Consider the following 18,448-nt stretch of genomic DNA (forward strand, 5'->3'; position numbering starts at 1 on the left):
TTTACACCCAGTATGCCAGCCGTGTGCGCATGCGGGCGAACAGGCAGAAGGTTGCAACAATCAGCACGGCAGACCACCCAAGGGCCGCAGGCCATACGGCGGTTTGCATGATATCCCCGGTAAAGGGCGCGCGCAAAATTTCAATTAACGGAAAGAAGGGGTCTAGCAGCAGCCAGGCCTGCCCGGTTGTCATCAACTGCGGAGACCACAAAATGGGTGTTACAAAGAACATCACCTGCGTCAGGCTGGCGATAATGGGGGGCACATCCCTAAACCGCGCGCCCAGAATACCCAGCAGCAGCACGGCAAAAAAGCAGTCCACCAACCACAGGCCTGTGGCGGGCAGCAGAGTCCATGTCCATTTGGGTGCAACGTGAAACCACAAGAACACCCCGGCCACTACGGGTACGTTATGCGCAAATACCAGAATGTTGCGCACCGCCACGCGCAGCACATGCAGGGAATACGGCATGCGGGCAGCATGGATAAGCCGCGCGGCCCCTGTAAAAGTGCCACACCCTTCCTGCATGGTGCCGCCTACAAAGCCCCATAACACCAAGGAAAGGGTAAGGAAGGGCAGGTAGGTGTGCACATCTGTGTTGAGCAGATACGCATACAGCACGCCCATGGCCGCTACCATAATGGCCGTGGTGGCCGTAAGCCAGAACGGCCCCAGAATGGAGCCACGATACCGCAGCCGAATATCCAGCCAAGCCAGCGTAAGCCCCAGCCGGGCATGGCGGAAGCCGCGCGCAAAATCTTGGGCGGCATGCACAAAGTAGGAAAAACCCCGTTCTGGCACCAAATGCAGCACGGGTTGGCCCTCTGGCTGGGGGGCGTGCTGCGGCGCAGCCGAAAGAGGGGGCTGTTTTTTTGCGGCGCGTTCTTCCTGCGTATCCGGCAAGGTGGGCGTGCTGTTCATGGTGTTTAACGCGATAGAGAACCCAGCCTGTTTGTGCAAGGTTGGCTTGCTTTTTATGCTGCCACTATGGCCTGCCATATAAGCCCGTGCAGCCCTAGGGGAGCGCGCCATTTGCGCAACGATTGGCAGGAAAACACTCCGCAGAGATGACAACAGGCCCCGTGGTTGCTACACCCGGCCCGCCGGAGAGCCCTTTTTTCGTTCCACACCTAAGGCCGGGAACCGTCCTTGTCATGAAAATCGTCGCCTGTAACAGCAACCTCCCACTTGCCGAAGCCGTTGCCGCGGAGCTGAACCTCCCCCTCTGCAACGCCACCGTGCGCCGCTTTGCGGACATGGAGGTGTTTGTAGAAATCCACGAAAATGTACGTGGTGAGGACGTGTTCGTTATCCAGAGCACCTGCACCCCCACAAATGATAACCTGATGGAACTGCTGATTATGCTGGATGCGCTGCGCCGTGGTTCGGCCAAGCGTATTACCGCTGTCATGCCCTATTTTGGTTATGCCCGGCAGGATCGTAAATCCGGCCCGCGCACGCCTATCAGCGCCAAGCTGGTGGCGAATCTGCTGGTGGAAGCCGGTGCCAGCCGTGTGCTGACACTGGATCTGCACGCCATGCAAATTCAGGGTTTCTTTGATATTCCGGTGGACAACTTGTACGCCGCACCGCTGTTTGTGCGCGATATCCGCTCCCACTATGGGGACCGCGATCTGATGATTGTCTCCCCCGATGTGGGGGGTGTGGTGCGTGCCCGCCAGTTGGCCCAGCGCCTGAACACGGATCTGGCCATTATTGACAAGCGGCGTGAACGCGCAGGCGTTTCCGAAGTGATGAACGTAATTGGGGACGTGCGTGGCCGCCATTGCCTGCTGGTGGACGATATTGTGGATAGCGGTGGCTCATTGTGCAACGCAGCCCGTGCCATTGCCAACCAAGGCGCCGCATCTGTGGGTGCATACGTCACCCACGGTGTGCTGACAGGGCAGGCCGTGGAACGCGTTGCCGATTCGCCTATCGAAATGCTGACGCTAACAGACAGCATTCGCGCTACGGAGCAGGTTATGGCTGCGCGCAATATCCGCCAGATCACCATTTCTGGTCTGTTGGCGCGCGCCATTCATGCTGTGGCGGATGAAAGCTCCGTTTCCTCCCTGTTCGATTGATCCGAGGCCCCATGAGCACGCTTCTCCCCCGCCCATACTGGTATTTGCGCCACGGCCAGACAGACTGGAACCGGGCTGGCCTTTCTCAGGGGCGCACGGATGTGCCCTTGAATGAAACCGGCATTGACCAAGCCGTGGCGGCGGGAAAGCTGCTTGAGGTTGCCTTGCGTGCAGCAGGGCAAAATGGGGTTACGCGCATTGTGTGCTCTCCGCTGGAGCGTGCTTTGCGTACAGCTACGATTGTGCGAGATGCCCTTGTTACCCACGGCCTGCCAGCTTTGCCGCTGGATGTGGATGCGGGGCTGGAGGAAGTCTGCTTTGGTGAGCAGGAAGGCCAGCCGATTGGGGATTGGTATGATAGCTGGATTGCCGGTGAATACACGCCACCGGGGGCAGAAACATTTGCTGCCCTAAAACAACGTGCCGCAGATGCCGTAAACCGCGCCACACAGGCCCCCGGTCGGCCCCTGATTGTGGCACATGGGGCGCTGTTTCGTGCTTTGCGCGCGGCCATGTTTCTGCCCGCCAATGTGCGCCTGCCCAACGCTATTCCGCTTAGCTTGGAGCCAGAAGCAGAGAACCGTTGGAAGTTGCAGGAGCTGGCAGACGCGTAAGCGTTAGTTCCGGATTTTGTAGAGTTCGAACGAAAGATCAGACGCGTCTATTTTGTGGCGCGTCTTTTTATGTGCTGTGCGCACGGCATACACCTGCTGATAATGGCTTTGTAAAACAGCACATACAGGCTGTTCTATGGCGCCAGTCTGGCACCCGGCATAAGGCAGCATAACAAAAGCAGGGCGCTGTGCCAGATCATCCAGATAATGCTGTGTGGTCTGTTTTTTAAAAATGATGTCTATGTGATCCCGAAACAGGTAACGGTCTGCGCTTATCAGGTTTGCCATGTAATAATGGGCGTGATGGGCACGAATATTCAGTACCTTTTGCCCGGCAGCCATATTGGCAACTTTGGCGTAATCTATTTTTTCTAAATTTTGGTGCAGCGTCAGGTTTACCTGTATTTCCTGCCCGCCGGAAAAAAGCGTAAGTGCACAGGCGGGTGCCAGTGCACCTATTGGCAAGGCCCCTTTCTGTTGTGCCAATAGCACCAGCATGATGCTAACAGGAGCAAACCACAGCCCGGAATAATGGCTGAACGGATGCCCGGAAAGAAGAACCGCAGGCACAGAAGATACAAACCACAGCGTAAGCAGCGTGGTATCTGGTGTAGGGGCTGTTTTAAGGATGGATTTCTGCCCGAACCATTTGATGAGAATGGGCGAAAAAACCGCCAGATAAGCTGCAAGCAGCAGAACAGCCTTGATGCGTTTTGAAAGCTTGGCGCTGTAAGAATGTAAAAAAGTATGTTGCAGGGTAAAGTAATCTGCCAGCGCATGGTGCCCCTGCACCAGATAAGGCGAGAATAAAACCACCAATCCACCGCATGTGCCAAGGGCAAACAAAACCACGTTGAAAAGAGGGCGTGTGTTTGTCAGCAACAGGAAGCACACAGGCAAAAACAGGCAAATGCCTTCCAGATAGTTGATGTTAACCGTAAGGCCAAACGTAGCCCCAGCAGCCATAAGCAGCAGGGCGCGGTTTGTCTGCTGTGTGGTTGCAAATGTGCCTTTGCGGGTAAGCCAGATAACAGCCAGTTCTGTTGTTATCAGAAGTGTTTCTGTGTTTCCGGCCAGCAGTTCAAACGGCGCACCCAGCAACACCAGCGCAGCAAAAACCCATAACCAGCGTGTGTGCCAGATACTGCGTGCCATAGCCGCAAATGCGGCAAGGGAAAGGAGAGCCAGAACCGTAAATTTGCCAACAGGCAACGGGGCAGTAAGTGCATCCCACACGCCGTAAAGCACATAAACGCCTACAGGTTTGTGATCGAACACATATTGGTACGGTAGCATATGCTCTTGCAGCATGCCGCGGCCAATAAGTGCGTAAAATGTTGTATCAGCCGTGGAAAAAGGCAGTATCAGATAAGAAAAAATATAAAAAATACTGCATAAAGAAATAATAAAAACGAATATCTTATTTCTTAAAATATTTTGTAGATCAGACATTATCCTTCTCCTGCTTGAAGGTCTGGATATTCATGCAGGGAAAAGGAAGTAAAGGGTGAATAAGTTAAATAATTTTCTAAAAAGCATGGCAGAACAGCCAGTTGGCGTTTCCGCCATGCTTATTTTATCGGTGTTGAATACATCATACGGCAGACGTGTGTTCCTGCGGGGAAATGCGGCTTCTTTGCGGGAACAGGGCCGGATCATGCAGGGCACGCAGGCGCACGCAACGGGGCAGAAGCCTGCGGATAATGTGCATGGTTGCGGTATCGGAAAGCCCTGTCTGTTCAGAAAACCAGTCCAGTTCTTCCTGTAGGAAAAAGCCGCGCACTTCTGCCTCAGATGCTGGTGGGCTGTGGGGGGCGGTCTGCCAACGGCGGATGGTGGAAAGCATGCCCATGGCTTCTGCCCGCTGTTCCAGCTTGCTGGGCTGATCCGGCGTGGGAACAGGGCCAAGAACTTCGTTTAAAGCGCTTAACAGGCCGGATTTGTTAAACCACGCGGCTGTTACAAAATCTCCCACGCTCGAAATGGCGTTGGAAACGGAGTTCAGGAATGTCATGAAAACCTCCCGTATTTACAAAAGGGGTGCATACTGCCAACGGCGCGCAGGTTAAGAGAGTTTCCATGTGCCGAAAAAATAAAAACCGCCCCTGAACCAAGGGCGGTTTTTTACAAACAGAGCATCTGCCACAGCCAGCGGCCTTAAGCCATGTGGTGCGGCAATGCCGGGCGGGAGTAACCGCCTTTTTCTGTATTAGTCCTGCAATGGCAGCATAAAGGTGCCATCATCCAGCTGGATACCACGCTGGGCGGCGTGGGCGCAGGTTGCGGTGCGGATGTCTTTGTCATCCACCGTGTTCAGGTCAATCATCTGGCCGGGGCCAACCATCAGTTGTCCTGCACCGCCAGCGGGGTATGCGGCATCGTTTTTCACATCGCTGCGTTTTGCAAGGGAGCGACCGAGAGAGCGCACCGTTGTATCATCATCAATGTTGTGGGCGTAACAGTAGTACATCAGCCCGGCAATGTTGCCGACAGATGCGTTATCTACCGTGGGGCCGGGGCCAACTGGTGCTTCTGGCACAGAAGCCACGCCAACATTGGCAGCATGGGCAGGTGCAACCCCGGCAGCCAAAGCCAGGCCACATACGGCAGCAAGGGCCGCTTTGCGCAGTGTGTTCATGGGTGAACCTCCTTTGTGAACAAGTTTGATGGGGCTCACTATCGAACCGGCCCGGATATGCGGCAAGAGCCTTGGTTGCCGGTCTGTTATGCAGAAAATATTGGTTTGTTATCAAAAATCCTGCATGATTTGTGAAGTTTCGTGATCTAATCGGACAATAATAGTCCACATTATCACATGGATGTGAGTGTATGGATGCTATGCCTGTATTGGCAGGGGTGCGCATGGTTATTCAGGCTTCTTATACGAATACTCTATAATGCTCTTTCTGTATTTTTCTTACACCTGCGCAATCTTGCCTACTGGCATGTGTGTGCTGGGCTTCCTATATCCAAGATCGAATACATACTGAACGTACATGCCGTTTGCCGCTGTGCGGGCCAGATGGCGTAAAGATGTAAAGCAGGGAGCCGATTTGAATGTCTGATCTGATTGTTCTGGGTTTTGACCACGTTGATGATGCCACCAAGGTGCTGACAGAATGTCGCGCCTTGCAGAAGGAATACCTGCTGGATCTGGAAGATGCCGTAGTTGTTACGCGGGATGCACAGGGTAAGGTACACCTGCACCAGAGCGTAAACCTTGAAAAAGCTGGGGCTTCCTGGGGCCTGCTTTCTGGTGGTTTCTGGGGTGCGCTGGTGGGCCTTTTGTGCCTGAACCCGCTGGCTGGCTTCCTGATCGGGAGTGCCGTAGGGGCCGGTGCTGGCGCGCTGTCTGGCAAGTTTTCTGATTACGGGATTGATGATGGCTTCATCAAACAGTTAAGCGATACCATCCCGCCCAACACCTCTGCTCTGTTTATTCTTGTGCGTAAGTCTCAGCCGGAAAAGGTTCTGGCCGATCTTAGCCAGTTCAAGGGCCATGCCCGTATCCTGCAAACCTCTCTTTCCCCAGAAGCAGAAGAAAAACTCAAGGCTGCCTTGGGTCAGGTTGCTGCGGCGGAAGCCAAGGCCTGAGCCATCTTTTAGGTATCAGCCTGCACTGTGTGCATAAAAAACCCCCGGTGGCAGAAGCACACCGGGGGTTTTTTAGTATTTTAACGCACAGAACGAAAAAAGTTCACAGCCGTTTGCCCATTTCTTGCCGCAGGGTGTTGCAGCGCTGGGTATATTTTGCGGCCCGTGTGGCGGTAATCCAGTTGATAATAAATGCCGCTGCCAATGAGAGGAACGAGGCCGCAGTGAGCAACTGGCCTGTCAGATAGATTTTCTCATCATAATGCAGGGCGGAATACCACAGCAAAATCAGGCTCAGCACAGCACCAATAAAGCCAGAAGCACCCGTAAGCCGCATAAGGGAATCTTCCACCAGTTCAAAGGCGGCGGTCTCACGCCATAGGTCAAACAGGCGGCGGTCAATGTCTCCCACGTTTTCAGCGTGGTCTGCCTTTTCGGCTTCTGTGCGCTTGTGGGGGTTTTTGCGGTGGATCTCCAGCTCCTGCCGGGCCTTGGCAAAAACCTTCCGCCGTTCCTGAATGGCGGGCAGGCTGATATCCACAAAACTTAAAATGGCAACATTCAACCCGGCGGAAAGCTGAACAATGGCCTGAAAGTTGCCCCATGTCATATCCATTGGTCTGGCTCCTCCACGGGCTGGATATCCTCGTATTGGAGCCGTTTTCTGGGGCAAAATGCTGGTAAAATCAATCCACGCCAGTGTGGGGGCTGTGGCGCGTGGGCAGCGCCACAGCCGGTAACACGGTTAAAAACCTTGGGAAATCCCGCCCAGAATGGTGCGGCGCAGCCCATATTGCGGGGCCCCCACGCCAATGCCGGAGCCATCGCGCAGCTTGTAGGTGTGATCCCCCAGATTGATCACATCTATGCGGAACTGCGTATCCCCCGGCCATGCGCTGCCGAATGTATGGTGTATGGTTTCCACGGCAGAGAAGTTAACGGTGGCGTAGGGTGTAAGGGCCACCCCGTTGGGCACAAGGCCATCGGCCCGCAGCCCGCTGCCATATACCATGGTGGCAGATAGCCGCAGCGGAAAGCGCGTTTTATGGAAGAAGGAATAGGCCGCCCCGGCAGAGGCCGTCCAACGCTGATCGTGGTCCAGATGAACCCAGCGGTGCTGAATGTAGGCCAGATCATCCGGTTCCATATTAAACTGTGCGCTGGTGATATCCTTACCAATGGCGCGAGACCACGCAAAGTTGCCATAGAGTGAAAGCGGGCCATGATCGTAAGAGGTGCTGACCTCATACCCATTCACCTGCCCCCGGCGATAGTTAAAGCCACTTAGGATAATTGGGGCGCCAAACTGGCCTTCATCAATCAGGTTATGAGCCAGCTTGTAATAGGCATCGAACGAGACACGCCAGCCCGGCAGAATGGTTTGCTCAATACCGGCATCAAAGTAATGGTCGCGCTCGGCCCGCACTTTGTTGTTCTGGTAAACAGAGGGCGCGGCACTGGTGCCCGCAAATTTGTAAAGCGAGGAAGAACTTACAACTTCAAACGGCGGAGGCGTGAAGTAGCGTGAATATCCGGCATGGATCACCCCGCCTTTCCACGGCTTCCACACAATGTTGATACGTGGGCTAAGCTGTTTTTCTGCCGTGTATTCGCTCACACCATCAAAGCGCAGGCCGTAATTGATGGTCAGGTTGCTGAGTGGGCGCCATTCATCCTGCGCATATAGGCCGTAAACCGTACCAGTTTTACCGCTGCCATCGTAAATGCTGAGCGGGGTTGTGCCAAAGGTGGCGTTGCCATCTGCATCCTCACCATCCTGCGCAAACACGCGGGAGAGGGACTTAGAGGTATTGCGTTCTACAAAAAGCTGAAAACCAAAGCGTACGGTGTGATCTTTGGCAGCACGCCATGTCACATCATGCTGTGTGCCCATGGAAAAAACAGAGCGCGCGGCTTGTTGGGCAATGCCGTTATACACCAGATCCCCCAGCCAGTCGGGAGAATAGCGCAGGCTGCTATAGCGGGAGAACACGGAGCTTTGTAGGCTGAAGTCTCCCATCTCTTTCTGCAATGCCAGAATGGCAAAATCTGTAATCTGTTTTTGGTGCTCATCCAAATGCGCACTGTCCACGCTGCCGTTCAACTGCTGCGCCAGATTGCTGCCAGAGTAGGCAGGCATGGCAAACTGGGTTTGCTGGCCGGGGTTGTTGGGCAGTTGGTATTCTGCGTTGGAAACACCGGCAATAAAGCTGATACGCGTGTTTTCATCCGCCGTGTAACGCAGGTGGCCCAAAAAGTGATATTGCTCGCTTAAATCATGAATGGCGTTGAAGGATGACGTTGTGTTTTCAATGCCCGTACGGTCATGCACATAATCTGCCGTGGCAAAGAAATCCCACTTTCCTTTATGAAAACCATATTGCAGGGAAGGGAAAAAATAATCTCGCGCCCCGCCGTAAAGTGAGAGATTGCCGCCAGAATTGGTGGTGCCGTTCTTGGTGTTGATATCCACCACAGCCGCCTGCAAAAACCCAAACTGGCTGGGCAGCGCACCGGTGGTGAGGGACATGTTATCGGCAAAGCGCGTCATCAACGCCTGCCCGAACACACTCAGCCCCTCCGGTAATTGCACGCCATCCAAACGGAATTGCACCTCGTTATGGTCTCCACGCACATGGATCTGGCCATAACTGTCCTGCGCTACGCCGGGGGCTTGCAAAAGCACTTGGTTAAGCGGTGCGTTATCGGCCCCCGGAATGGTTTCCAGCGCCTGCCGGCTGAACTTGTGCACAGTGGCCCCGGTGGAGGGCGAAAGCTCTGAACGCATGCGGTCCAGATGCGCGGTAACAATTACCTGTTCGGCATCGTTCTTGTCATGCGCAATTACTTTTACGCTTTGCGGTTTTGTTTCAGAGGGCTTCTGCTGCTTTGTTTCTGTTGTAGACGTTGTGGTTTCAGCCAGGGCCATGCTGCTGCCCAGAGCAGTTAAAACAGTGGAGCAGAGAAGAAGAGCGGCTGATCGAACCATCATGCTGTGTGCTGCCTTGGTTGAGTGTGGCGGAGGGCGCAGCATGTATTATGTAATAGTATAACATTACAATAGGAATGAGCCGTGTGCGTGCAGCTTTCTGTGGGCTGTTGCACGCGCGCAACAGCTTTGCGCACAGAGCAAGGCATAAAAAAAGAGGCCACATGCAACACGTGGCCTCCTTGCGCATACCGTTGTGCCTACGGGCACAAGGCAGATGTTATTTTGTGGTGTAACCGCCGTTTACCAGAATGGTCTGGCCCGTCATCCACCAGCCTTCAGAAACAATAAAGCGCACATACGGGGCAATATCTTCAATATCTGTCAGGCCCGTTTTGCTGAAGGGAGAAAGCGCTGCTGCCGTTTTGTGGTAAGCCACGGCATCTGCACTTTCCTGCCCGTAAAAGAACGGTGTATCCATGGGGCCGGGGCCAATGGCGTTAACAGAAATGCCACGCGCGCCATATTCCTTGGAGGCCGCACGGGTAAAGTGTTCTACCGCAGCCTTGGAACCTGCATAGGTGGAATAAAACGGTGTGTAAGCCCCCAGCAGAGATGTGACGAGTGTGAGCAGCTTACCGTTATCTGCCAGATGGTTCCCGGCTTCACGGATAAACTGATACGCCACCTTGGTGTTGATGGCGAACATGGAATCAAATTCTTCATCCGTGGTATCTGCAATCGGCTTTTTTAGCACCTTGCCCACGGTGTTAATGGCAATATCTGGCGCGCCAAAAGCGGCTTTGGCATCTGCAAACAGTTTGGCAACAGCACCTGGCTGCGTAAGGTCTGCCTGAAAAGCTGCGGCCTGTGCGCCTGCGGCTTTTACCGCAGCCACCGTGGCATCTGCTTCTGCCTTGCTGGCTGCACTGTGGTAATGGATGGCAATGGCTTTTGCGCCGTGTTCCGCCAGATCCCGCGCAATCAGCCCGCCCAGATTTTTGGCCCCACCGGCTATTAGAACAGTTTTGCCTTTAATGCTGTGATCTACCATGTTGGCTGCTCCCTTGCATGATTGAGGGGGCGATGGATGGTGGCCCCCGTTTTTCTATTGTCATCGTATCAGCTACAATAGCCGGATAAAGCTGTATGTTCTGACAACACTTGCCAGATTTACCGAACAATAAGGCAGCCACCACAAGGCTAACGTGTATGGATAGAATAGATCTTTTTCGTATTTTTGCCCGTGTGGTGGAGGCCGCCAGTTTTACCCATGCGGCAGAAACCTTGGGCATGCCGCGCTCTAGTGTGTCTGCCGCAGTGCAACAGCTTGAAAGCCGTGTGGGTGCACGTCTGTTAACGCGCACAACCCGCTCAGTTGCCCCCACGCCAGATGGCGCCGCGTTTTACGAACACTGCCTGCGCCTTGTGGCGGATGTGGAGGAAGCAGAAAATCTGTTCCGCCAGAGCGAAAGTGCCGTGCAAGGCGTATTGCGCGTTAACATGCCCGGCCGCATTGGGCGGCTGATAGTGGCTCCGGCATTGCCCGATTTTCTGGCAACATATCCCGGCCTTTCGGTGGAACTGGGGGTAACGGACAAGGCCGTTAATCTGGTGGAAGAAGGGTTGGATTGTGTGCTGCGCGTGGGCCCTTTGCAGGATTCCGGCCTGATTGCCCGCCGTATGGGGGAGTTAAAGCTGATAAACGTGGCCAGCCCGGCATATCTGCATCAGCACGGCGCACCCCAATGCCCGGCAGACCTGCTGCATGGGCACGAGGCCGTAAATTATGCCTCCCCCCAGAATGGCCGCGTGGAACAATGGGAGTGGGAAGAAAACGGCCAAACCCACACGCTGGATATGCCGGGCCGTGTAACAGTAAACAGTGCAGAAGCCCTTATAGCCTGTGCGCTGGCTGGGTTGGGGATGATTCAGATACCCGCGTACGATGTGCGCTCTTACCTGCATACCGGCCAGTTGGTAAAAGTGCTGCCCAAATGGTGTGCGGCCCCTTTGCCTATGGCGTTGCTTTACCCACACCGGCGGCATCTTTCCATGCGGGTGCAGGTGTTTGCCGCATGGCTGGAGGAACTGGTGCGCCAGCAGGTTTTACGCCCTGTTTCCGCCGCTCCGTAAAGGTGGCGTGTATGTGCATAATGCCCGTTGCATAAACGCCTAAACACGCCCAAAGAGCGCAAGCCATGTTAACCATAGAAAACATTCTGTTGCTGCTTTTGCTGGCGGCAGTTAGCAGCCTGCTTGTTGCCCTGTTTAAACAGAAGGTTCCGCAGCCGGTTATTCTTATCATTCTGGGTGTGTTTGCGGCGTTGGCGGGCATGCATGTCAGCTTGCAGCCAGATATGTTCATGTTTGTATTTCTGCCGCCTTTGCTGTTTGCAGATTCATTCCGCATGCCATTGCGTGAGTTTTCAGAACTGCGCGGCCCCATTCTGTTTTTGGCCTTTGGGCTTGTGGTTATCAGCACGCTGGTATGTGGCTATGCTATTCATTGGATTGTGCCAGAACTGGGCTTGCCCATCTGTTTTACGCTGGCGGCAGCGCTTTCCCCCACAGATACGGTAGCTGTTTCCAGCCTTATTGAAGGGCGCAAAGTTCCCAATCGGTTGTTGCAGATTTTATCTGGTGAGGCCCTGTTTAACGATGCCTCCGGCCTTGTGTGCTTTCGCTTTGCCATGGCCGATGCCCTTACGGGGGAGTTCTCTTACAGGCAGGCTTTTGGCACGTTTTTAATGGTGGCGCTGGGCGGCTTGCTGGTGGGCGCTGCGGTGGCATGGCTGACTGTTAAGCTTAACCGCGTGCTGGTGCGTCGTGGGTATGATGATTCGCAATCCCAAATCATCTTTTTGCTGCTCTTGCCATTTTTAATGTACGCAGCGGCGGAAGCGGTGGAATGTTCGGGCATTCTGGCCGCCGTGGCAGGCTGCATGGTGCTTAAACTTTCCGGTATGATAGAGGATACCGCCACCTTTACCCGCTTACAGGCCACAACCGTATGGAACATTGTCAGCTACGTTTTTAACGCGCTTATCTTTTTGTTTCTGGGCTTGCAGTTGCCAGAATTGCTGCAACATGGCGTGGCGTTGGGCCATAAATACGATGTGGCTTTGTGGCAAGTTAGCCTGTTTGTGGTGCAAATATACGCCATTATGCTGGCCATGCGGTTTGCAGGCGTATGGACATCCGTTTTTGGCCGTTGGGTGGTGGCGCGTATTGGCAGCCTGCCGTTTGAACCCACGGGCTTTGCAGGCAGCTTGTTGCTGACATTTGCCGGGGTGCGCGGGGCCGTTACGCTGGCGGCTGTGCTCTCTCTGCCAGAAGGAGCGGATGGCACAGATGCCTTTCCCATGCGCGATGCCGTGGTGGTGGCGGCTACAGGTGTAATTGTGCTTTCCCTGCTGGCTGCCAGTGTGTTCATTCCTCTGTGCCTGCGTTTTTTGCCGCACGAAACGGTGGATAAGAATGCGCAGGAAGAAAACATGGCCCGCCAAAAGCTGATACGCGCAGCCCTTGCAGTGCTTACAAAAGCGCGCACGCAGCCGCCGGCGCCCAACCCAAAGGGCACAGCACTGGCTAAGCCGGAGGGGCAAGGTGCCGCAGATGAAGCCCTGCGGCAGGAGGTGATAGACCGCCTCTACCAACTGTATCACAGCCGGTTGGAAGAGGAGGATGAAACGCCGCGCATTACGCCGCTGGATCGTAACCGGGCATTGCGCCATGCGCGTATGGATCTGGCCCTGCGCCTGCAATTGCTGCGGGCAGAACGGCAGGCCATGCGAGATATGACATCGCGCAGAGAGATCAATGACCAAACAGAATGGAAGCTCCAGCAGGAACTGGATTATGAGGAGCAGGTAATCCGCTCGCAGTCTCAGCGCCTCCCGCGGGAGGCCTAAAGCCAGCCTGCCAAACGTGGCGTGCTTTTGTTGACAAGCCACCCCCAGCCTGTAAACCACACCGCATGATGGTTTCCCCTTAGGGGAATGAAAAGGGAACCGGGTGCCCGCGCCGTTGCCTGCAATGGTTTTGCGATATTCCCGGGCTGTCCCCGCAACTGTAAGCGGCATGGATGTGCACGCACAGCGCCTTACGCGCTGGCCCACTGGAACAAACCTTTCCGGGAAGGGGTGCCACAACCGAAAAAACCGCAAGCCAGGAGACCTGCCATCAGCACACAGTTGCAGACGGGGCATGTCAGCCGGGGTGTGCTGGCAGGCTGGGCTAGCGGTTAGCCTATGGGGTGGTTTGCGCCCCTGTGGTGGAAAAGCCGGGCCAGGTCTCGTGGCAACGCTGTTAAACCGCGAGATTGCCTAAAGCCATGCGCCTTAAAACCCTTTTGCTTACCGGCTCATCTTTGCTGCTGGTAGAAACCACTGCCGTTTGGGCGGCAGATGCCCCAACCTCCGTCACATCAACGAGCAAAAATACTGTTGCCACCAAGGCGGCAGCAACACCAGCTACCACTGTTCCGGCGCCACAAAATGCGCCTGTTTTGGCCGGGGTGGAGGGCATGCAAGCTGTGCAAGCGCGTAGCGCGCAGGCTTACCCGGATTACATTACGGTTAGTGCCGCACGGCGGCCCATGCGGGCGGATGAAATTGGCACGGCCATGACGATCGTGACAGAAAAGCAGATACTCACCCAGCAGCGCCGCACGTTAACAGATATTCTGGCCCGCCAACCGGGGCTGAATGTGGTGCGTTCGGGCGGTTTTGGGGGCACCACCTCTATTTTCATGCGTGGCAACAATGCCAACGAGGTAAAAGTGCGGCTGGATGGCATGGATATTAACGATGGCAGCTCCACTTCTGGTGCGTTTGATGCCGCGCAGTTTGTAACTGATGGCATGGGCCGCATAGAAATTTTGCGCGGGCCGCAAAGTGGCCTGTACGGGGCGGATGCCATGGCCGGGGTGATTGATATAACCACCGCGCAAGGGCAGGGCAGGTTCACCCCTTTTGTGCGGGTAGAAGGTGGATCTTACGGCACGTTTAATCAGGTTATGGGCGCGCGCGGCAGTAAGGGAAAGTTCCATTACAATGTGGAGCTTTCTCATTACCGGCAGGATGGCTTTCATGAAATCCCGCGTTATATCGGGCGCTATTTTGGCGCAGATAAGGAGCAGCGCCACCGGGGGGATAGAAACGATAACCGCTCCGCCAATATTCGCCTTGGCTATGATGTGACGCATAATTTTGATCTGGGGCTAACGGCCCGGCTGATCCAGAGCAATCTGCACACCTACAGCAGCTATAATATGGAAGATGAATATTACAGCCGCTTGGGATATTACGGTGATGTCAGCAGCGAGCGTGAACATACCACGCAAAATCAGGCCATTGTGCGGGGCACGGCGCATTTGTCCTCATTTGGTGGCAGGTTCGATCAGGTCATTGGTCTGGGGTATATGACAGGCCGCAGAAGCTGGACAGAAACCGGCACCACGCTGGAAGGCGATGCCTTGCAGTATGATCCCACATATTACCGCACCAGCCGTATCAAGATAGACTGGCACGGCACCGTCAATCTGGATAAATACGGATCTCTGCTTGTGGGGGCAGAGCATTTTCATGACACGTTTAATTCCAACCAAGGAAATAGCGCGCCATCTTCCACGCCGTTCAGCACCAGTGCGGGCATGGATACCACGGCAGGGTATGGGCAGTATCAGGGTAACTGGAACAAGATTTTATATGGTGCGGCCAATATCCGGTATGACGCCAATTCCCGCTACGGCAATTATGTGACGTGGCGCGTGGCTCCGGCCATTCATATTCCGCACAGCGGCACGGTTATCAAGGCCAGTGCAGGCAGTGGTTTTCATGGCCCTTCATTGTATCAGCTTTTTGCCAACCAGATTTCCACCAGCTATGCAGAAAAGGGGAACCCCAACCTGCGGGCCGAGCGCCTGATAGGGTATGATGTGGGCGTAGAACAAACCTTGGCGCATGACAAATTGCATTTTGGGGCCACATGGTATGAAAACCACGTGCGCAACCTTATCCAGTCCGTAAGTTCTTACGAAAATTATTATTCCACCTATTCCTACAATAACGTCGCCCGTGCCCGCATGTATGGCGTGGAAGCGTATCTGGATTGGAAAGCGCTGGATACGCTGGATTTCAACCTGAACTATACATGGACCCACGCGCGAGATGCCTCTACCGGGCAAGAACTCCAACGCCGCCCGCAGCACAAGTTCAATTTCAACACCACATGGCAGCCGGTGGATGGGCTCTCGCTTTCGGGCAATATTCTGTATGTCAGCGGCGCGCGTGATGTGCCTGTTATTTCCGATACGTACCAGTATTGCAGCACATGCGGTAAAGACCACGGATATTTCACCATAGATCTGGCGGCCAGTTATAAAATCAACCGCTATGTAACGGTGTTTGCGCGGGCAGATAACTTGCTGAACCGCCAGTATGAAAGCCCCATAGGCTATCTTCAGCCCGGCCGCGCAGGCTATGGCGGCTTTACGCTGAATTACTGATGCAGCTTTCCGTAATCCTCCGCCGGGTGGGTATGTGTGTACTGGGTGCAGCCCTTGCGGTGCCTGCGCCGGGGGCAGCACGGGCAGAGCGTGTGGCATCGCTTAACCTGTGCACAGATCAGCTTGCCCTTATGTTGGCAGACCACAAGGATATTATAGGTCTTTCCACTTTGGCGCGGGATTGCACGGAATCTGTGTTGTGCCAGCAGGCGCAGGACGTGCCGGTGTTGCAATCCACGGCGGAAACAGTGTTGGCCGCCAAACCAGATGTGGTGCTGGCAGGCCGCTTTACAGCCCGCTTGGCTGTGCGGGCTGCAAAGGAGGTAGGGGCCAAAGTGCTTACGCTTTCCCCCGCATCCTCCTTGGCGGATATTCCAGACCAGATCATGCAAGTTGCCAATGCGGTGGGGCACCCCGAACGCGGGCGGCAGCTTGTAGCGGCATTTCAAGCCCGGTTGGCGGAACTTGCTACCACCCGCCAACTATCAGACCCCATAGCCGTGGTGTATGAGGCCAATGGCTTTGTGGTGCACGCCCATAGTTTGCCCGATGATGTGCTGGCTCATGCCGGTTTGCGTAACTTTGCCACCACGGCAGGCACGCCACCTTTGGGCGGGCGCGTACCGCTGGAAGTGCTGTTGGCTTATCACCCCGATTTACTGGTGCGAGATCCCTCCGGCCCCGGCCATTCTCTTGCACAGGCCATGCTGGCCAACCCGGTTATGCTGGCCATGTTTGCGCCACCGCATGTTGTGGATGTGCCAGCGCGCCTTTGGCTGTGTGGGCTGCCACAAACGCTGGATGCCGTTGCCTCATTACGTCACGCGCGGGATAGCATTGTGGCTGATGGCGCAAAGAATTTTCAAAACCCACCCATTGCGCAGCCTACGGTAAAGGAAACCCAACCATGAAGCCCTTGCGCCCCGTTGTGCTGAACACGCTGTTGGTGGTGCTGGTGGCCGTTATGGCTGTGGCCTCTTTGTGGTGGGGGGAAAGCAGCATTAATGTGCCAGCAGCCTTGGCAGATTGGTGGGCCGGTGCGCATTCCATAGGTGCGGTTATTATGGGGCAGTTGCGCCTGCCGCGTATGTTGCTGGCCCTTATGGTTGGCGGCACGTTGGGGCTAAGTGGTGCGGTGCTGCAAGGCTATTTGCGCAATCCGCTGGCTGATCCGGGGCTTTTAGGTGTTTCTGGCGGGGCAGCCCTTGGGGCTGTTTGTGTGTTCTATACAGGGCTTTTTCAAATAGCCTCGGCTTTGCTGCCTTTGGGTGGTTTGGCTGGTGCATTGGTTACGGCCACGTTGCTTGTGGCGCTGGTGGGGCGTGGTGGCGCATTGGTGCTGTTGTTGGCTGGTGCGGCAGTGAGCAGTTTTACCGCAGCCCTTACCGCACTGGTGCTGAACCTGGTGCCCAGCCCCTATGCCACGTTTGAAATCATGCATTGGCTTATGGGGTCTTTAACAGATCGCACCCTTAATGATGTGCTGCTGGCCTTGCCCGGCGTGGTGGTGGGGTGTGCCCTGCTTATGGGCTGTGGCCGCGCCTTGGATGCCCTAACAATGGGGGAGGACGTGGCCCAAAGTCTCGGTTTTCGGCTTGGTGGTGTTGGGGGCGTGCAAATGCGCGTGGTTGTGGGCACTGCATTGGCTGTGGGCTCTTGCGTTGCGGTTTCTGGCGCTATCGGGTTTGTGGGGCTGGTGGTGCCGCATTTGTTGCGGCCTTTGGCGGGGCATCGGCCATCTCGGCTTATGGTGCCAGCATTTTTGGGCGGGGCTGCGCTTTTGCTGGCGGCAGATCTGGCAGTGCGGCTTATGGCCGGGCGCACAGAATTGCAGTTGGGTGTGGTAACGGCCTTGGTGGGGGCGCCTGTGTTTTTCCACCGTGTTATCTTGTTTAGAAAACGGAACATGCTGTCATGTTAAATGTGCAGAATGTTGGGTTCAGCATAGAGGGCGCGCAGCCTCTCCAAGCTGCCACTGTGCAATTTGAGGCGGGAAGCGTAACAGCATTAATAGGCCCTAATGGTGCTGGCAAAAGTACGCTGTTGCGTATTATGGCGGGCTTGTTACCCGCCACGCAGGGGCATGTGGTGTGTGATGACGCGCCTTTGCAACGGCTTACATTGGCCCAGCGTGCGCGGCTTATGGCGTATATGCCGCAGGATGTGCCGCCATTTCCGCCCATGCCAGTGCGGGAGGTGGCATCACTGGGGCGCTTGCCTTATGGGGAATCTCCCACACAGGCCTTGCATCATCCGGCAGTGGCGCAAGCTTTGGCGGAAGTGGGGTTGCTGGGGTTGGCGGATCGCCCAGCCAGCCAGCTTTCTGGTGGAGAGCGTGCACGGCTTATGCTGGCGCGTGCTTTAGCGGTGCAGGCCCCCATTTTGCTGGCGGATGAACCCGTAGCCGCGTTGGACCCCGCCCATGCCTTGGCGGTTATGCAGGTGTTTTGCAAACTGGCGGCACGGGGCACGTGCGTTGTGGTGGTGTTGCATGATTTGTTGCTGGCCACACGTTTTTGCAAAACCTTGGTGCTCATGCAGCAGGGCCGTATTGGGCATACCATTCCTCCTACCAGCCTGACAGATGAGATGGTGCGCCAAACTTACGGTGTTACCACGCGGCGGGTAGAAAACGCCGTTGTGCCGTGGGATTTATGCACGGCACAGCCAGAGTAAGCAGAGTAGCGTTTTTACACGTGTCCGTGCAGCCAT

General features: G+C 55.3%; 17 protein-coding genes and 1 riboswitch. Of the genes, 10 read left to right on the forward strand and 7 right to left on the reverse strand.

Annotation, left to right across the window (positions count from 1 at the left end; translation table 11 throughout):
• Position 1 precedes the first annotated feature (1 nt).
• On the reverse strand, positions 2–1,033 hold the full coding sequence (locus tag FKW31_RS12100; protein WP_150178743.1) for an ABC transporter permease: 1,032 nt from the start codon (positions 1,031–1,033) through the stop codon (positions 2–4).
• 122 nt (positions 1,034–1,155) lie between these two features.
• Between FKW31_RS12100 and FKW31_RS12105 the strand changes: the two genes are divergently transcribed.
• The gene (locus FKW31_RS12105; RefSeq protein ID WP_035362377.1) at positions 1,156–2,088 is read left to right on the forward strand and encodes a ribose-phosphate pyrophosphokinase; all 933 of its coding nucleotides are present in this window, start codon (positions 1,156–1,158) and stop codon (positions 2,086–2,088) included.
• A gap of 11 nt (positions 2,089–2,099) precedes the next feature.
• Entirely contained in the window at positions 2,100–2,702 is a 603-nt protein-coding gene (locus FKW31_RS12110) for a histidine phosphatase family protein (RefSeq protein WP_089178577.1), read from the forward strand.
• Positions 2,703–2,705: 3 nt separating this feature from the next.
• Here FKW31_RS12110 and FKW31_RS12115 read toward each other — a convergent pair whose 3' ends face one another.
• The 3 genes from FKW31_RS12115 to FKW31_RS12125 form a co-directional block, all read right to left on the reverse strand.
• Positions 2,706–4,154: a hypothetical protein gene (locus FKW31_RS12115; protein WP_150178654.1), complete on the reverse strand. Its 1,449-nt coding sequence runs from the start codon at positions 4,152–4,154 to the stop codon at positions 2,706–2,708.
• Positions 4,155–4,296: 142 nt separating this feature from the next.
• Positions 4,297–4,716 carry a hypothetical protein gene (locus FKW31_RS12120; RefSeq protein ID WP_006116970.1) on the reverse strand — a complete coding sequence of 140 codons (420 nt, stop codon included), beginning with the start codon at positions 4,714–4,716 and terminating at the stop codon, positions 4,297–4,299.
• Between the two features lie 195 nt (positions 4,717–4,911).
• A complete protein-coding gene (locus FKW31_RS12125) occupies positions 4,912–5,379 on the reverse strand; it encodes a hypothetical protein (RefSeq protein WP_006116971.1) in 468 nt (155 codons plus the stop codon).
• A 380-nt stretch (positions 5,380–5,759) separates the two neighbouring features.
• Here FKW31_RS12125 and FKW31_RS12130 point away from each other — a divergent pair, with 380 nt between their 5' ends.
• On the forward strand, positions 5,760–6,296 hold the full coding sequence (locus tag FKW31_RS12130) for a DUF1269 domain-containing protein (protein ID WP_150178655.1): 537 nt from the start codon (positions 5,760–5,762) through the stop codon (positions 6,294–6,296).
• A 103-nt stretch (positions 6,297–6,399) separates the two neighbouring features.
• Here the strand turns inward: FKW31_RS12130 and FKW31_RS12135 are convergent, their stop codons facing one another.
• The 3 genes from FKW31_RS12135 to FKW31_RS12145 form a co-directional block, all read right to left on the reverse strand.
• A complete protein-coding gene (locus FKW31_RS12135; RefSeq protein ID WP_035351023.1) occupies positions 6,400–6,912 on the reverse strand; it encodes a hypothetical protein in 513 nt (170 codons plus the stop codon).
• A 129-nt stretch (positions 6,913–7,041) separates the two neighbouring features.
• On the reverse strand, positions 7,042–9,288 hold the full coding sequence (locus FKW31_RS12140; RefSeq protein WP_035351025.1) for a TonB-dependent receptor: 2,247 nt from the start codon (positions 9,286–9,288) through the stop codon (positions 7,042–7,044).
• Positions 9,289–9,505: 217 nt separating this feature from the next.
• Positions 9,506–10,279: an SDR family oxidoreductase gene (locus FKW31_RS12145; RefSeq protein WP_150178656.1), complete on the reverse strand. Its 774-nt coding sequence runs from the start codon at positions 10,277–10,279 to the stop codon at positions 9,506–9,508.
• Between the two features lie 158 nt (positions 10,280–10,437).
• On the opposite strand from FKW31_RS12145, the gene FKW31_RS12150 reads away from it, so the two are divergent.
• The 7 genes from FKW31_RS12150 to FKW31_RS12175 all read left to right on the forward strand — a co-directional run bounded on the left by FKW31_RS12150 (position 10,438) and on the right by FKW31_RS12175 (position 18,412).
• Positions 10,438–11,361: a LysR family transcriptional regulator gene (locus tag FKW31_RS12150; RefSeq protein ID WP_150178657.1), complete on the forward strand. Its 924-nt coding sequence runs from the start codon at positions 10,438–10,440 to the stop codon at positions 11,359–11,361.
• 65 nt (positions 11,362–11,426) lie between these two features.
• The gene (locus FKW31_RS12155) at positions 11,427–13,139 is read left to right on the forward strand and encodes a Na+/H+ antiporter (protein ID WP_150178658.1); all 1,713 of its coding nucleotides are present in this window, start codon (positions 11,427–11,429) and stop codon (positions 13,137–13,139) included.
• A 52-nt stretch (positions 13,140–13,191) separates the two neighbouring features.
• Positions 13,192–13,427, forward strand: a riboswitch (cobalamin riboswitch).
• A gap of 7 nt (positions 13,428–13,434) precedes the next feature.
• Positions 13,435–13,557 carry a hypothetical protein gene (locus tag FKW31_RS16575; RefSeq protein ID WP_255448258.1) on the forward strand — a complete coding sequence of 41 codons (123 nt, stop codon included), beginning with the start codon at positions 13,435–13,437 and terminating at the stop codon, positions 13,555–13,557.
• A gap of 4 nt (positions 13,558–13,561) precedes the next feature.
• A complete protein-coding gene (locus tag FKW31_RS12160; protein ID WP_150178659.1) occupies positions 13,562–15,736 on the forward strand; it encodes a TonB-dependent siderophore receptor in 2,175 nt (724 codons plus the stop codon).
• Positions 15,736–16,647: an ABC transporter substrate-binding protein gene (locus tag FKW31_RS12165; RefSeq protein ID WP_150178660.1), complete on the forward strand. Its 912-nt coding sequence runs from the start codon at positions 15,736–15,738 to the stop codon at positions 16,645–16,647. Before FKW31_RS12160 ends, FKW31_RS12165 begins: the two co-directional genes overlap by 1 nt.
• Positions 16,644–17,657: an iron ABC transporter permease gene (locus tag FKW31_RS12170; RefSeq protein WP_063353545.1), complete on the forward strand. Its 1,014-nt coding sequence runs from the start codon at positions 16,644–16,646 to the stop codon at positions 17,655–17,657. The genes FKW31_RS12165 and FKW31_RS12170 overlap by 4 nt, the downstream gene beginning before the upstream one ends.
• The gene (locus tag FKW31_RS12175) at positions 17,651–18,412 is read left to right on the forward strand and encodes an ABC transporter ATP-binding protein (RefSeq protein WP_150178661.1); all 762 of its coding nucleotides are present in this window, start codon (positions 17,651–17,653) and stop codon (positions 18,410–18,412) included. Before FKW31_RS12170 ends, FKW31_RS12175 begins: the two co-directional genes overlap by 7 nt.
• The last annotated feature ends 36 nt before the right edge of the window (positions 18,413–18,448 follow it).

The organism is Acetobacter sp. DmW_136 (assembly GCF_008690365.1).
Lineage (GTDB): Bacteria > Pseudomonadota > Alphaproteobacteria > Acetobacterales > Acetobacteraceae > Acetobacter > Acetobacter oryzifermentans.

Coding starts and splice junctions, on each gene's coding strand:
- FKW31_RS12135 (WP_035351023.1), bottom strand. CDS start 6,912: ATGGATATGACATGGGGCAACTTTCAGGCCATTGTTCAGCTTTCCGCC.
- FKW31_RS12150 (WP_150178657.1), top strand. CDS start 10,438: ATGGATAGAATAGATCTTTTTCGTATTTTTGCCCGTGTGGTGGAGGCC.
- FKW31_RS12115 (WP_150178654.1), bottom strand. CDS start 4,154: ATGTCTGATCTACAAAATATTTTAAGAAATAAGATATTCGTTTTTATT.
- FKW31_RS12165 (WP_150178660.1), top strand. CDS start 15,736: ATGCAGCTTTCCGTAATCCTCCGCCGGGTGGGTATGTGTGTACTGGGT.
- FKW31_RS16575 (WP_255448258.1), top strand. CDS start 13,435: ATGTCAGCCGGGGTGTGCTGGCAGGCTGGGCTAGCGGTTAGCCTATGG.
- FKW31_RS12110 (WP_089178577.1), top strand. CDS start 2,100: ATGAGCACGCTTCTCCCCCGCCCATACTGGTATTTGCGCCACGGCCAG.
- FKW31_RS12155 (WP_150178658.1), top strand. CDS start 11,427: ATGTTAACCATAGAAAACATTCTGTTGCTGCTTTTGCTGGCGGCAGTT.
- FKW31_RS12145 (WP_150178656.1), bottom strand. CDS start 10,279: ATGGTAGATCACAGCATTAAAGGCAAAACTGTTCTAATAGCCGGTGGG.
- FKW31_RS12130 (WP_150178655.1), top strand. CDS start 5,760: ATGTCTGATCTGATTGTTCTGGGTTTTGACCACGTTGATGATGCCACC.
- FKW31_RS12100 (WP_150178743.1), bottom strand. CDS start 1,033: ATGGCGCGCTCCCCTAGGGCTGCACGGGCTTATATGGCAGGCCATAGT.
- FKW31_RS12160 (WP_150178659.1), top strand. CDS start 13,562: ATGCGCCTTAAAACCCTTTTGCTTACCGGCTCATCTTTGCTGCTGGTA.
- FKW31_RS12120 (WP_006116970.1), bottom strand. CDS start 4,716: ATGACATTCCTGAACTCCGTTTCCAACGCCATTTCGAGCGTGGGAGAT.
- FKW31_RS12175 (WP_150178661.1), top strand. CDS start 17,651: ATGTTAAATGTGCAGAATGTTGGGTTCAGCATAGAGGGCGCGCAGCCT.
- FKW31_RS12105 (WP_035362377.1), top strand. CDS start 1,156: ATGAAAATCGTCGCCTGTAACAGCAACCTCCCACTTGCCGAAGCCGTT.
- FKW31_RS12170 (WP_063353545.1), top strand. CDS start 16,644: ATGAAGCCCTTGCGCCCCGTTGTGCTGAACACGCTGTTGGTGGTGCTG.
- FKW31_RS12140 (WP_035351025.1), bottom strand. CDS start 9,288: ATGATGGTTCGATCAGCCGCTCTTCTTCTCTGCTCCACTGTTTTAACT.